Below are 13,249 nucleotides of genomic sequence, written 5' to 3'. Positions count from 1 at the left end.
GGACACGGTGTGCGCGGGCGATCACGGGCGGGCAGGGCGCAGTGTGAGCAACGGGGGCGGGTATTCAATCGGGTGGATGGCGCTTGCGCTGGTGCTGCTGTGGCTGTTGCCCTGGAGCCTGCAGGCGGCCCCGCGCGTGGGGCAGGATTTCCTGTTGCTGGGCGGGGCGACCGATGCGGTCACCCCCCAGCGCGCGTGCACCCCGGATGTGCTGGCACGCCACCAGGAAGTGCTGTCCATCCCGGCCCCGGCCGCCGGCTGGTCGGGCAAGCCCCAGGCCGTGGATGTGTTCGGCGTGCTCACCGGCGAGGTCCGCATCAGCCACGGTGACCGCGAGATCTGCGGCAGCATGCACGATGCGCGTACCCGTGATTCGCGTTTCCGTGCAGGGGTCGGGCTGGTGGTGGTGCCCGAGGCCGGCAACCATGAGCCGATCGTGGTCTCGTGGACACGCCCGCTCAAGCCGCGCTGGGTTCCGACCATCCAGTTGGGGGCACCGAGCCCGGTGCAGCAGAACGATACGGCACGGCTGCTGATGCGCGCCGCCTGCATCGCGGTGGCGATCGCGCTGGCACTGTCGGCAATGATGGGGTGGGTCACCACCCGCGACCGCTTGTTCCTGGTGTATGTCGGCGCGTGCGCGGTGTTCGTGCTGTGGCAGGCGGTGCTGGGGGGCTTGAGCGGCTATCCCGAGCCGTGGCTGCCCGTGCACGAACACGCCTCGTGGTGGCTGGTCGCGCTGAGCGCGTTCACCGAAGCGCTGCTGCTGCCCATCCTGTGGCGACTGAACGGCGGCGATCGCCGCTGGCCGCGCTCCCGCCCGGCCCAGCATGCGGTGCTATGGGGACTGGTGGCCATGGGGCTGACCGTGCCTTTGTGGGGGCCGGACGGCCTGGCCGTGGTGTCCGAGCTGCTGGAGTGGGTCTTCCTCACGGGCTGCACGCTGTGTCTCGGCGCAGGCCTGTGGGGGCTGTGGCAGCGCGATGCGCATGCACTGCCGGGGCTGGCCGCGCTGGCCCCCTGGTGGATCATGATCGGGGCCGATGCGCTGGATGCGCAGTGGCTGGTGGCATACCGGATCGAAGCGTTGCAGCTGTCGGCGACCTGGTTCCTGATGATGGCCGCCTATGCCCTGAACCTGCGGCTGGGCCGGCTGCGCCGCCAGCGCGATGAAATGCGCCAGCTCGCCGATACCGACATGCTGACCGGCCTGCCCAATCGCCGCGCCGGCCTGCGCCTGCTCGCCGAATACCTGGAACGGGCACGCCAGGAACCGCATGCACTGGCAATCGGCTTCCTGGATATCGATCTGTTCAAGAACATCAACGATCAGTTCGGCCACGACGTCGGCGATCAGGTCCTGGTCGCGGTGGCGCGCGCGCTGCGCGGCTCGGTGCGCAATCACGACGATGTGATCCGGATGGGCGGCGAAGAATTCCTGGTGCTGTTGCCCGGCGCCGGCCATGCCGCCGCCGTGGCGCGGTTGGAGACGGTGCGCCAGCAGGTGGCCGCAGTCACCCAGACACTCGGCATTCCCGGCCTGACGGTCTCGGCCAGCATCGGCCTGGCCGTGCTCAAGCCGGGCAGTGACGACCTGGCCGGGCTGCTGCGCCGGGCCGACCACGCCATGTATTGCGCCAAGCGCAACGGTCGCAACCAGATCCATGACGGCGAGCGCACCACGACCGCCGGCGATCCGCTGCCGGCCTGAACCGCCGGCACGCGGAAAAACGCAGCAGCGACCGCCTTTTGCCCGATAATGGGCCGATGACAACCCGACTCAACAAGCATATCGCCGACACCGGCTTCTGTTCCCGGCGCGAAGCCGACCGCCTGATCGGCGAACGCCGCGTCACCGTCAATGGCCATCCGGCCGGTACCGGTGCGGTGGTGGGCGAACAGGACGTGGTGCTGGTCGACGGCCAGCCGCTGCGCGCGCGCGAAGCGAAGAAGGCCGGCGGCCGCAAGCACGTCTATATCGCGCTGAACAAGCCGGTGGGCATCACCTGCACCACCGAAAGTTCGGTCAAGGGCAACATCGTGGAGTTCGTCGGCCACGAGCAGCGCATCTTCCCGATCGGCCGCCTGGACAAGGATTCCGAAGGCCTGATCCTGCTGACCAGCAACGGCAACATCGTCAACCAGATCCTGCGCGCCGAGAACGGGCACCAGAAGGAATACATGGTCGCGGTCAACAAGGCCGTCACCGATGAGTTCCTGCGTGGCATGGCCCGCGGCGTGCGCATCCGCGATGAGGTCACGCTGCCGTGCCGGACCAGCAAGCTGGCCAAGTTCGGGTTCCGGATCACGCTGCAGCAGGGCTTGAACCGGCAGATCCGCCTGATGGCGGCCGCGTTCGGTTTCCGGGTCACCCAGCTGCGCCGCGTGCGCATCGACAACATCAAACTCGGTGCGCTCAAGCCGGGGCAGTGGCGCAATCTCACCGATGCCGAGCTCAAAGGCCTGCTGCCCAAACAGCTGGACTGGTGATGCTGTGCGTCACGCCGTGACACCGTACCCGGGCTAGACTGATCCGGCACACGCCACCGCCTGCCACGATGATCAAGCCGTCCAAGCCGGACAACGAAGCACAGCGCCTGCTGGCGCTGCAGCGGTATCAGATCCTGGATACGCCGCGCGAGCGGTCCTTCGATGATCTGGTCACGATCGCCACCGCGCTGTGCGGCACCCACATGGGCGCGGTGACCCTGGTCGACCAGGAGCGCCAGTGGTTCAAGGCGCGGCAGCTGCTGGACGCACCCGAAACCAGCCGGGACATCTCCTTCTGCGGTCACGCCATCCTGCAGCCGGACCAGGTGATGGTGGTCGAGGATGCGCGAACCGACCCACGCTTTTTCGACAACCCGGTCGTGGTCGATGAGCCGCATATCCGTTTTTATGCGGGCGCGCCGCTGCTGAGCAGTGACGGCCTGCCCCTGGGCACGCTGTGCGTGTTCGATGCCGCCCCCGGGCAGCTCAGCCCCGGCCAGCGCGATGCCCTGTCGGCGCTGTCGCGGCAGGTTTCGCTGGTGATGGAGCTGCGCCGGTATGCGCATGAAATACAGCAGCACATGACCGATCGCGCCTGGTACGAGCAGCGCCTGGCCGAGTACAACGAACTGCTGGAACAGCAGAACGCCGACCTGGCCGAACAGAGCCGCACCGACCCGCTCACCGGCCTGCCCAACCGCCGCGCGATGAGCACCGCGCTGGAGGCGGCGGTGGTGGATGCCGATGGTCACCCGCGCGCGACCGCTGTGGCGCTGCTCGACATCGACCACTTCAAGACCGTCAACGATCTGTACGGTCATGCCACCGGCGATCACGTGCTGGCCGAACTGGCCCGGCTGCTGCGCGCGCATTTCGCCGGGCATGGCCTGGCGGCGCGCTATGGCGGCGAAGAGTTCGTGGTGCTGATGCCCGACACGCCGTTGGCCACGGCAGAGCTGCAGTGCGATTTCCTGCGCATGGCGGTAGCCGATCTGCCGCTGGGCCTGCCGTTGACGATCAGCATCGGGGTGGCCGCGCACCGCCACGGCGATGCGATCGAGCAGACCCTGGCCCGCGCCGATGCGGCGCTGTACCGGGCCAAGGGCGAGGGGCGCAACCGGGTCATCCGCGCCGACTGAGGTGCACGGGCCGTATCCGCGGCAGGTACCGGGTGTTGGCCGGTACGCCCGCTCAATCGGCGATGTTGCGTGCCTCGGACGTCGCCAGGAGTTCCGGGTGCTGCACCTTCCGGCGGCGGTTGAGCAGCGGGTGCAGGAACACCGCCCCCACGATGATCGCCACGCCGGCATAGAACAGCGGGGTCAGCTCCCGCTGCTCGCTGAGCAGCACCATCGCCAGCAGGATCGCGTAGACCGGCTCAAGATTGGTCACCAGCTGCGAGGTGTAGGCGCTGATGTGGCGCAGGGCGACCAGCGCGAGCGCGAACGGCAGCAGCGTGCACAGCCCGGCCAGGGCCAACAGCAGCAGGCCGTCGTGCAGGTCCGGGATCACCCACAGGTCGCTGGCCAGGGCCGGCAGCAGGAAGGGCAGTACCGGCGCCAGCAGGGTCAGGGTCAGCGTGCCCGCACCGAGTTCCAGCGCGGTCACGGTGAGCGGGTCGGCATGACTGACCAGGCGCTTGTTGAGTGAGCCGAAGATCGCCACCAGCAGCGCCGAGAGCGCGCCGATCAGGACGCCCAGGCGCATGCCATCGGGCACGCCGCCCACCACCAGCGCGACGCCCGGCAGGACCAGGATCCCGAAGGCCAGCTCACGGAACTGGAAGGGGCGCTTGGCCACCCAGGGTTCGATCACCGCGGTGAACACCGGCGCCAGCGCGATGCAGGTCGCCGCCACCGAAGCATTGGCCAGCTTCACCGCGCCATAGAACGTGAGCCAGTGCAGCGCGACCAGCGCGCCCACACCGCAGTAACCGGCGACCAGCCGCGGGGACAGCTGGCGCAGCCCGCGCCACACGCGCGGCACCAGGGCCAGCATCGCCACCACCAGCAACATGCGCCACCACACCAGCGGCAGCGCGGGCAGGGTGATCAGCTTGCCAAGGATGGCGGTGACGCCCCACAGCAGCACACAGAAATGGATTTGCAGCAGGGCTCTGCGGGTATCGGTCATCGGCATCCGCCTATTGTGCGACAAGCCGCGCCGCGAAGGATGCCCTCCACGCGATCCCGCGCGGGGTCATGGCATTCTGCGGCGATGACGCGCCTGCCCATCGCCCCTGTCCCCGCCGGACTGCCGCACGCCCTGCGCGCCCTGGCCGGCCTCACCGCCGCGGTCGCCGTGGTGGCACTGCTGCTGCAGTACCACCTGCTGCTGCGCACGCCCGGCCTGGGGGCTGCGGACGCGACGCTGCGCTACCTGGGCTACTTCACCATCCTGAGCAACATCGGCGTCGCCGCGGTCTGCCTGGCACTGGCCCGGGGCCGCCGTGAAGGGCTGGCCGGCCCGGTCCCGCGCGCGGCGGTGGCGCTGTTCATCGGCATCACCGGGTTGATCTACGTGATCATCCTGCGTCCGCTGTGGCACCCGCAGGGCGCGCAATGGTGGGCCGATACCGGCCTGCATTACGCGGTGCCCGTGCTGTATCTGCTTGGCTGGCTGGCCGGGCCGCATGGCGGCCTGCATCGGCGTGGGTTGCTCAGCACACTGGCGTTGCCGACGGTCTACCTCGGCTGGGCCCTGCTGGTCGGGCGGCTCAGTGGGCAGTACCCGTATCCCTTCCTGGACCTGGGCGCGCTGGGCATCGCGCTGGTTGCGCGCAATGCGCTGTCCGTGGCAGTGGTGTTCGTCGTGTGCGGTGCGCTGGTGTGGTGGCTGGATGGTGCCTTGGCGGCGCGCCGCCGGAACCGCTAACGCATCAGCTGCCGCCGAGCAGCTGCAGCTGATCGCGCAGCGCCATCGCCGCGCCGGGATTGCGCTGTTTGGCCGCACCGATGAACAGCACATACACCTCGCGCGGTGGCTGCGCGGGGCGTTCGGCGCAAAGGTGGGGAAGGTCCGGATTGTCTTCGCCGCGGGCCCAGCGCATCGCACGCAGGCACCATTGCTCCATGGCCCTGGCCGGGTAGCCGGCGCGCAGGTTGGCGCGCGAGCGCATCAGCCGCGCATAGATGAACCCCGCGGTCGGGTCGGCAAAGCTGGGGTACTCATCCGAGCCACTGAATACCAGCGCTGCACCGTGGGCGCGGGCAGCGGCCAACAGCGCCGGCGTCCATGCGGCGGGATTGCGTACCTCCAGTGCATGCTGCAGAAGCCGACCGTCGATCTTGCGCGGGAGCATGCCCAGGAACTGCTCGAATTCGTCCGCACCGGCGGGATGGCTGTCGCCGAACTGCCAGATCAGCGGTCCCAGCCGGTCCTCCAGCACGCTGATGCCCTCGATGAAGCGCTCGGCGCGTTCACCAACGGTGGTCAGGTCATGGGTCTGGGTGATCGTGCGCGGCGCCTTGGCCGAGAAGCGGAAGCCCGCTGGCGTCTGCTCGCGCCACTGCGCGTAGATGGCCGGCTTCTGCGCACGGTAGAACGTGCTGTTGATCTCGATGCAGCCCAGCTGTTGGCTGGCGTAGGCCAGTTCTTCGCGTTGCGGCAGCCCGGCCGGATAGAACGTGCCGCCGCGCCATGCCGGGAAGACCCAGCCGCCGATGCCGGTGCGGATGGTGCCAGGCGGTGTGCTCATGCGCCGCCCGCATGGTCGGCCCACGGGTCGTAGCTGCCGAACCACCACAGGTAACCTTCCAGATCGCGGCAGGCATAGCCGCGGCCGCCATACGGTTGGTCGGCGATGTCCATGACGATCTGCGCGCCCGCGGCGACGGCGCGCGCATGGTGCGCATCCGGATCGGCCACGATCACGCAGGCGCTCTGGGTCTGCCGACCGCCGACCTCGTCCGGGTGGACGCTGTAGCGGCCCCACTCGCTGGCGTTGTCGACCGAGCCGAGCATGATCATGCCGTGGCCATACACCATCTGGGCATGGTGGACGATATCGCCCTCGGCATACACCGCCTGTTTCTGGAAGCCGAACGCGCGCTGCAGCCACGCCATCGCGGCGTGTGCATCGCGGTAGCGCAGGCAGGGAATGATCGTGGCGGTGGTCTCGGCGGGCGCGGTCATGGCGGGCCTCCTTCTGGCACAGGCGAGCCTGATCCGGGCCGCGTTACCATCGTGCGAAACCGGGGCAGCGACACCCTCGACGCCCCCGCCACACGCAACCGGAGACACTGCTTGAACACATCCTGGATCGGAGGCGCCGTGCTGCTCGCATGCGCACCCTTGGCATCGGCCGCCGTGCCGGCCGAACTGCAGCGGCTGGACGCCACCATCGAACGCGCCCGCACCGAGTTCGACATCCCCGGCATCGCCGTGGCGGTGGTCAAGGATGGCAAGGTAGTGATGGAGCGCGGCTACGGGGTGCGCGAGCTGGGCAAGCCGGATCCGGTCCAGGCCGATACGCTGTTCGCGATCGCGTCCAACACCAAGGCGTTCACCGCCACCGCGCTGAATCTGCTGGCCGAGCAGGGCAAGCTGAAGATGGAGGATCGCGTGATCGATCATCTGCCCGGCTTCCGCATGTCCGATCCGTACGTCACCGGCGAAATGCGCATCCGCGATCTGCTCTCGCACCGCAGTGGCCTGAGCCTGGGCGCGGGCGACCTGCTGTTCTGGCCGACCACCTCCTACAGCAACAAGGAGGTGGTGCAGCGGCTGGGCAAGGTGCCGCTGAAGGCCGGTTTCCGTGATCGCTATGCCTACGACAACATTCTCTACGCGGTCGCCCAGCAGGTGATCGAACAGGTGTCCGGGCAGACCTATGCGGACTTCCTGCAGCAGCACATCTTCACCCCGGTGGGCATGCAAGGCACCCGCTACAACGCCGATCATCTGCAGCCCGGCGACAACGCCGCGGTCGGTCACGCCAAGTACGATTTCAGCCAGCTGCGCACCGTCGCGCCGCTGACCTGGTCCAACAATGCCGGCGCCGGCGGCATTTATTCCAGCGTGCACGACATGGCGCGCTGGATGAACGTGCAGCTGGCCCACGGCACGCTGGAGAACGGGCAGCCACTGTTCACCGCCAAGACCCAGCAGGCGATGTGGCAGATGATTACGCCTCAGGTCGTGCCCGAACCGAGCGTGCCGCAGCTGGCGGCCGCACGGCCGAACTTCGCCGGCTATGGCGAAGGCTGGAGCCTGAGCGACTACCGCGGCCAGAAGCTGGTCTGGCATACCGGCGGCTGGCCGGGGATGGTGTCGCGCGTGACGCTGGTGCCGGAGCACAAGCTGGGCATCGTGGTGCTCACCAACCAGGAAGTCGGCGCGGCCTTCAATGCCATCACGATGGAAGCGCTGGATGCCTATCTGCAGGCCCCGGCCACCGACTGGGTCGCCGCGTATGCCGCTGCCGTTGCCAAGTCACAGGAGAAAGCAGACGAAGGCTGGGCCAAGCACCAGGCCGCACGCGATGCGAGATCCAAGCCGTCGCTGCCACTGGCGCGCTACGCAGGGGGCTACCGCGACGCATGGTACGGCGATGTATTCGTTGAGCAGCAGGGCGGCAAGCTGCGCCTGCGCTTCGGCAAGACCGCGCAGTTGATCGGCACGCTGGAACATTGGCAGCACGATACCTTCCTGGTGCGCTGGGACGACCGGTCACTCAATGCCGACGCCTTCGTGAATTTCAGTCTGGATCCGGACGGCAACGTCCGTGAGGTCCGCATGCAGGCGGCGTCCTCGCTGACCGATTTCAGTTTCGATTTCCAGGACCTGCTGCTGATACCGATCGCGCCCGAGGCCAAGGGCTGAACCCCGTCGCCGGCGTGTGATGGAGGTGAGAGTAAAAGGACAGGCCGCGGTGGGATAATCGCGGCCTGTTTTGTTTTTGGTGCACTGCGATGTTCCGCTGGTTCGAATCGCTGATTCCGGTTTTCCCGCCGATCGATGCGCGCATGCCACCGCGCAAGGTGGTGCCGTTCTATATCCACTATCTGCGCCCGGTGTGGCCGGTGCTGCTGGCCACGTTGATCGCCGGCCTGCTGTTGGCGCTGGTCGAAGTGGCGATGTTCGATTTCCTTGGCCGCATCGTGGACATGGTCGCCGAGCAGCCCGGCAGCGATTTCTTTGCGCGGCATGCCAACACGCTGATGTGGATGGCCGGCATCACCCTGATCGCGCGCCCGCTGCTGGTGTCGTTGCACAGCCTGCTGGTGAACCAGGCGATCGTACCGGGGCTGAGCAACCGCTCGCGCTGGTTGATGCACAACTATGTGGTGCGGCAGAGCCTGAGCTTCTTCCAGAACGATTTCGCCGGCAGCATGGCCAATCGGGTCATGCAGACGGGGACGTCGCTGCGTGAATCGGCCGTGCAGATGGTCGATTCGCTCTGGTACATCATCGTCTACACCGGCACTGCGCTGTACCTGTTCGCGCAGGCCGACTGGCGGCTGATGATTCCGTTGGGGCTGTGGATGGCCGGCTACGCGGTGATCATGTGGTACTTCGTGCCGCGGGCCAAAGAGCGCGCGTGGATCGCCTCCGAAGCACGCTCCAAAGCGATGGGCCGCATTGTGGATGGCTACACCAACGTGCCCACGCTGAAGCTGTTCGCCCATGGCGGGCGCGAGCAGGCCTACGTGGCCGAGGCGATCGACGAACTGGCCACCAAGCACCGTGGCCAGACCCGGGTCACCACCGGGCTGGAAGTGACCATCGCCATCGTCAACGGCTTCCTGATCGTGGGCACCTGCGGCCTGGCGCTGTGGCTGTGGAACGGCGGCCACATCACCGTCGGCGCAATCACCCTGGCCACCGGCCTGGTGATCCGCATCCACAACATGTCCGGCTGGATCATGTGGACCATCAACGGCATCTTCGAAGATATCGGCACGGTGCAGGACGGCATCACCACCATCTCCCAGCCGCTGACCGTGCAGGACCGTATCGACGCCGTGCCGTTGGTGGTCAGCCAGGGCGCCGTGCATTTCGATCACATCCATTTCCATTACGGCAAACGCGGGGGCGTGATCGCCGGGTTGGACCTGCAGGTGAAACCCGGTGAGAAGATCGGCCTGGTGGGTCCCTCGGGTGCCGGCAAATCGACCCTGGTCAACGTGCTGCTGCGTCTGTACGACCTGGAGAGCGGGCAGATCCGCATCGACGGCCAGGACATCGCGGGTGTCACCCAGGAGAGCCTGCGCCGGCAGATCGGCGTGGTCACCCAGGACACCTCGCTGCTGCACCGCTCGATCCGCGACAACCTGCTGTACGGGCGTCCGGATGCAACCGAGGCGCAGCTGCATGCCGCCGTGGCCAAGGCACGCGCCTCGGCCTTCATCGATACGCTGGTCGATGGGGAAGGGCGCCGTGCTTACGACGCGCACGTCGGCGAGCGCGGGGTGAAACTGTCCGGCGGCCAGCGCCAGCGCATCGCGATCGCGCGGGTGCTGCTCAAGGACGCCCCGATCCTGGTGCTGGACGAAGCAACCTCGGCGCTGGATTCGGAAGTGGAAGCGGCGATCCAGGACAACCTGGACGAATTGATGACCGGCAAGACGGTGATCGCGATCGCGCACCGCCTGTCCACCATCGCGCGCATGGACCGGCTGGTGGTGATGGATCAGGGCCGCATCGTGGAGACCGGCACGCACGCCGAGCTGATCGCGGCGGGCGGGTTGTATGCGCGGCTGTGGGCGCGGCAGACCGGGGGCTTCGTCGCCGCCGATGCCTAACCGGTGCCGACGCTGCCGGGGGGTATAGCCGACGGTCAGTCGGCTGCTTCCCGCGTAGAGCCGGGTTCTACCCGGCTGCTCCTGCTGTTGCGTGGCGCAGGCAGCCGGGTAGAACCCGGCTCTACGAAACCCCACAAAAAAACGGCCCGGTTCGCACCGGGCCGTTGCCTGTCTGACGAGGAACCAGGCGGGTTTACTCGATCGGCTGGTCAAGCATCAGCTGGCGCGCGAAGCGCACCGGCGGGGCGCCGTAGGACAGCATCTGATCGTGGTACGCCTTCAGGTTGAACTTCGCGCCCTGCTTGTCCTGCACGGCCTTGCGGGTATCGAAGTGTTCCTGCGCACCGACGAAGTAGGTCGGCAGCTGCGCGGAGGTCAGCTGCGCACGCACCCACTTGCCCGAGGCTTCGCTTTCCTGCTGGAAGGCATCGTGGGTCATCAGGTGCATCGCCTGCTCACGCGTCCAGTTGTCCACGTGCACGCCCTGATCCAGGATCGCGTTGGAGATGGTGCGCAGGTAGAACTTCAGCTGCACCAGGTGGAACAGCGGATCGTTGTCCAGGTAACCCTGCTCCTGCATCATCCGCTCGGTGTAGACCGCCCAGCCTTCGGCGAACAGGCCCGAACGCAGCACCGCGCGCAGCGTGGAGGGGAACTTGCCCGAGTGCCAGCCTTCCAGGTAATGCCCCGGGGTGCCTTCGTGGATGCTCAGCAGGTGGATCATGCGGCTGTTGTATTCGCGCAGGAACGAATCGACCTGCTTGTCCGTCCAGTCGTCCGGGATCGGCGAGACCGCGTAGAAGGTCTTCAGGTTCTTGTCGAGCGGGCCCGGCGAGTCGCAATAGGCCACGGCCACGCCACGCTGGAATTCCGGCATCAGGATGATGTCGACCGGCGAATCGGGCAGGGTCATCAGGTCATGCTTGCGCACGAACTCGGTGGACTGCTCCAGCGCGGCCTTGGCGTCGTCAACCACCTTGTCGCGGGCCGGCTTGTCGGCATAGGCCAGCTCCAGCGCGGCTTCGATGGCGGCCTGCTGCTGCTCATCGCTCGGGTTGGCCGGCAGCGCCGGCGCGCCCGGCTTGTCCTTGAGCACGGTCTGCGCGATGCCGTACATGTCCTGGCGCACACGCTTGAGCTCGGCACGCGCGCGCTCGCCGATCTCGGCGCGCGAGAGCGAGGAGTTCAGCGCGAACTTCAGCTTCTGGTCGTACAGGTCCGCACCGATGCGGAAGTCCCCCTTGGCGTTCGGCACCAGGGTCTTGTCCAGCCAGGTCTGCTGCTCGTCGACAGCCTTCTTCAAGCCCTCGATCGCGGCCTGCAGGCGCTTCTGGTCCTCGGCCGGCAGCTCACCGATGTGCGGGGTGATGAAGGTATCGACGATGCTCAGGATGCCGCGGTTCTGTTTGGCCACCGTTTCGGCATGGATCTTCGGCACGCGGGCCGGGTCCAGGTTCTCGCGGGCCTGGGCGAAGATCTGCGGCAGCTTCTCCATGCGCGCGGTCGCCGACTTCAGGCGGTCGGGCAGCGGGGCGAACTCACGCGCCATCAGGCCGTAGAGCGCGCTGCCGGCCATGCCGTTGTACATCTGCGGGTCCCACTTGGGCGACTGCAGCACTTCCGCGGTCCAGACCTCGGACTGCAGCTGGTTGCGCAGGATCGCCGCATCCACCTGGTTCTCGCGCGAGAGCTTGCTGACGTCGATCTTGTCCAGATCGCCCAGCAGTGCCTTGTATGCGGTCAGCACCTTCTGCTGGCCGGCCGCGCTCAGGTCGTCGATCTCGCTGTCGTAGCGGTGGTCGCCGATCTGCGTGGCGCTGATCGGGGACAGCTGCATCCAGGTGTCGAGGGCGCGCTTGGACAGATCGGCGAAGTCCGCATCGACCGCGGCATCGCCAGCCGGGATGGCCGCTTCGGTGCCGGTGGTGGGCGTCGGGGAGTCGGCCTGCTGGCAGCCACCAAGGGCGGCGATCAGGGCGAGGGCAAGCAGATGCTGGCGCATCGGTGTTCCTGTACTGGGGACAATCCCCGAGCATAGGGCCGATGGCCGCCGTTGTCCCCGTGCCATTGGATTACCATGCGCCGTGAAGATCACCGCTTTTGATGGAGCTGCACTGTGACCGAGTGGAAAGGACGGGCCCGCGCCGGGCTGGCAGGGATGCTGTTGTTGGTCCTGGTGGCCTGTGGCCGCAGCGGGCCGAACTACGCCGCCGATGCGGCCGCCGGGGCCGTGGCGTCCCCCGAGGGCGCGTTCCTGGCGTATGAACACGACATCCGCATCCAGCTGGATGCCAAGCGCATCAGTGAGCGGGTCAAGGCCGTGTCCGCGGCCTGCCAGAGCAACCGGTTCGGGGACTGTGCCGTGCTGCAGGTAGGCGAGGAAGGCGGTGAAACCCGCTCCGGCTCCATCCGCGTGCGCATCGCGCCCAAGGGCGTGGAACCGATCATCGCCCTGGCTGGTGAAGGCGGCGATGTGGCCTCGCGCAACACGCATGCCGAAGATCTGGCCCAGCAGGTGGCCGATACCGCGCTGACCCAGACGCGGTTGCAGAAAGAACACGCGCAGCTGCAGGCGTATCAGCAGCGCAGTGACATGAAGGTGGCCGACCTGTTGGCGGTCTCGCAGCGCATGGCGGAGATCGAGGCGGGGCTGGAGCAGGCCAACAAGGACGCGGCACAGCAACGCCGGCGGATCGACACCCAGCTGGTGACGATGCACTTCGAAGGCCCGGCCGGGCAGCGCAGCCGCAGCGAAATCGGCAAGGCGTTCAGTGAGTTCGGGGCGATCTTCACCACCAGCATCGCCTTCGTGATCCGCGCGATCGCCGCCTTGGTGCCGGTCGGCGTGGTGGTCTGGGCGGTCGGTGCCGTGGTCGTGGCGCTGTGGCGCCGTCGCAAGCGGCGCAAGGCCGCGGCGGCCGCACGCTGACCAGACCGGTGGGGGGGGGGGGGGGGGGGGGGGGGACGCACGGGCGGGCCCCGGGTGTCGAGGCGGAAGAAAAGCACAGAAAAAA

General features: G+C 67.6%; 11 protein-coding genes. 7 read left to right on the top strand and 4 right to left on the bottom strand.

Going from position 1 to position 13,249, the window contains the following annotated elements:
* The first annotated feature begins 76 nt into the window (after positions 1-76).
* The 3 genes from ABE571_RS16315 to ABE571_RS16305 all read left to right on the top strand — a co-directional run bounded on the left by ABE571_RS16315 (position 77) and on the right by ABE571_RS16305 (position 3,629).
* On the top strand, positions 77-1,711 hold the full coding sequence (locus tag ABE571_RS16315) for a diguanylate cyclase (protein ID WP_346466585.1): 1,635 nt from the start codon (positions 77-79) through the stop codon (positions 1,709-1,711).
* A 56-nt stretch (positions 1,712-1,767) separates the two neighbouring features.
* Complete coding sequence (locus ABE571_RS16310; protein ID WP_019184431.1) at positions 1,768-2,490, top strand: pseudouridine synthase; 723 nt, start codon at positions 1,768-1,770, stop codon at positions 2,488-2,490.
* Between the two features lie 68 nt (positions 2,491-2,558).
* Positions 2,559-3,629 (top strand): sensor domain-containing diguanylate cyclase, encoded by a 1,071-nt coding sequence (locus ABE571_RS16305; RefSeq protein ID WP_313217701.1) that lies wholly within the window; start codon positions 2,559-2,561, stop codon positions 3,627-3,629.
* 52 nt (positions 3,630-3,681) lie between these two features.
* On the opposite strand, the gene ABE571_RS16300 is transcribed toward ABE571_RS16305, so the two are convergent.
* Positions 3,682-4,629 (bottom strand): DMT family transporter, encoded by a 948-nt coding sequence (locus ABE571_RS16300; protein ID WP_293981624.1) that lies wholly within the window; start codon positions 4,627-4,629, stop codon positions 3,682-3,684.
* 78 nt (positions 4,630-4,707) lie between these two features.
* Between ABE571_RS16300 and ABE571_RS16295 the strand changes: the two genes are divergently transcribed.
* Entirely contained in the window at positions 4,708-5,364 is a 657-nt protein-coding gene (locus ABE571_RS16295; protein WP_346494155.1) for a Pr6Pr family membrane protein, read from the top strand.
* Positions 5,365-5,368: 4 nt separating this feature from the next.
* On the opposite strand, the gene ABE571_RS16290 is transcribed toward ABE571_RS16295, so the two are convergent.
* Positions 5,369-6,187: a DUF72 domain-containing protein gene (locus tag ABE571_RS16290; protein WP_346494153.1), complete on the bottom strand. Its 819-nt coding sequence runs from the start codon at positions 6,185-6,187 to the stop codon at positions 5,369-5,371.
* Positions 6,184-6,624 (bottom strand): VOC family protein, encoded by a 441-nt coding sequence (locus ABE571_RS16285; RefSeq protein ID WP_346494151.1) that lies wholly within the window; start codon positions 6,622-6,624, stop codon positions 6,184-6,186. The genes ABE571_RS16290 and ABE571_RS16285 overlap by 4 nt, the downstream gene beginning before the upstream one ends.
* Before the next feature lie 111 nt (positions 6,625-6,735).
* Between ABE571_RS16285 and ABE571_RS16280 the strand changes: the two genes are divergently transcribed.
* Both ABE571_RS16280 and smrA read left to right on the top strand, forming a co-directional pair.
* Positions 6,736-8,313: a serine hydrolase gene (locus tag ABE571_RS16280; RefSeq protein ID WP_346494149.1), complete on the top strand. Its 1,578-nt coding sequence runs from the start codon at positions 6,736-6,738 to the stop codon at positions 8,311-8,313.
* An 89-nt stretch (positions 8,314-8,402) separates the two neighbouring features.
* Positions 8,403-10,235, top strand: a complete 1,833-nt coding sequence (smrA, locus tag ABE571_RS16275) for a multidrug efflux ABC transporter SmrA (protein ID WP_313210817.1) — start codon at positions 8,403-8,405, stop codon at positions 10,233-10,235.
* 193 nt (positions 10,236-10,428) lie between these two features.
* Here smrA and ABE571_RS16270 read toward each other — a convergent pair whose 3' ends face one another.
* Complete coding sequence (locus ABE571_RS16270; RefSeq protein WP_346494147.1) at positions 10,429-12,237, bottom strand: DUF885 domain-containing protein; 1,809 nt, start codon at positions 12,235-12,237, stop codon at positions 10,429-10,431.
* Positions 12,238-12,393: 156 nt separating this feature from the next.
* Here ABE571_RS16270 and ABE571_RS16265 point away from each other — a divergent pair, with 156 nt between their 5' ends.
* Positions 12,394-13,164, top strand: a complete 771-nt coding sequence (locus ABE571_RS16265; protein ID WP_313210880.1) for a DUF4349 domain-containing protein — start codon at positions 12,394-12,396, stop codon at positions 13,162-13,164.
* Positions 13,165-13,249 lie beyond the last annotated feature (85 nt).

Source organism: Stenotrophomonas sp. TWI273 (genome assembly GCF_039674765.1).
Lineage (GTDB): Bacteria > Pseudomonadota > Gammaproteobacteria > Xanthomonadales > Xanthomonadaceae > Stenotrophomonas.
Note: the sequence above shows the minus strand (reverse complement) of the source record. Positions and strands in the feature narration are given on the sequence as shown.

Excerpts from the sequence above, each read along its gene's own strand:
- ABE571_RS16290 (WP_346494153.1), bottom strand. The coding sequence starts at position 6,187 with ATGAGCACACCGCCTGGCACCATCCGCACCGGCATCGGCGGCTGGGTC.
- ABE571_RS16310 (WP_019184431.1), top strand. The coding sequence starts at position 1,768 with ATGACAACCCGACTCAACAAGCATATCGCCGACACCGGCTTCTGTTCC.
- ABE571_RS16285 (WP_346494151.1), bottom strand. The coding sequence starts at position 6,624 with ATGACCGCGCCCGCCGAGACCACCGCCACGATCATTCCCTGCCTGCGC.
- ABE571_RS16315 (WP_346466585.1), top strand. The coding sequence starts at position 77 with ATGGCGCTTGCGCTGGTGCTGCTGTGGCTGTTGCCCTGGAGCCTGCAG.
- smrA (WP_313210817.1), top strand. The coding sequence starts at position 8,403 with ATGTTCCGCTGGTTCGAATCGCTGATTCCGGTTTTCCCGCCGATCGAT.
- ABE571_RS16270 (WP_346494147.1), bottom strand. The coding sequence starts at position 12,237 with ATGCGCCAGCATCTGCTTGCCCTCGCCCTGATCGCCGCCCTTGGTGGC.
- ABE571_RS16300 (WP_293981624.1), bottom strand. The coding sequence starts at position 4,629 with ATGCCGATGACCGATACCCGCAGAGCCCTGCTGCAAATCCATTTCTGT.
- ABE571_RS16295 (WP_346494155.1), top strand. The coding sequence starts at position 4,708 with ATGACGCGCCTGCCCATCGCCCCTGTCCCCGCCGGACTGCCGCACGCC.
- ABE571_RS16305 (WP_313217701.1), top strand. The coding sequence starts at position 2,559 with ATGATCAAGCCGTCCAAGCCGGACAACGAAGCACAGCGCCTGCTGGCG.
- ABE571_RS16265 (WP_313210880.1), top strand. The coding sequence starts at position 12,394 with ATGCTGTTGTTGGTCCTGGTGGCCTGTGGCCGCAGCGGGCCGAACTAC.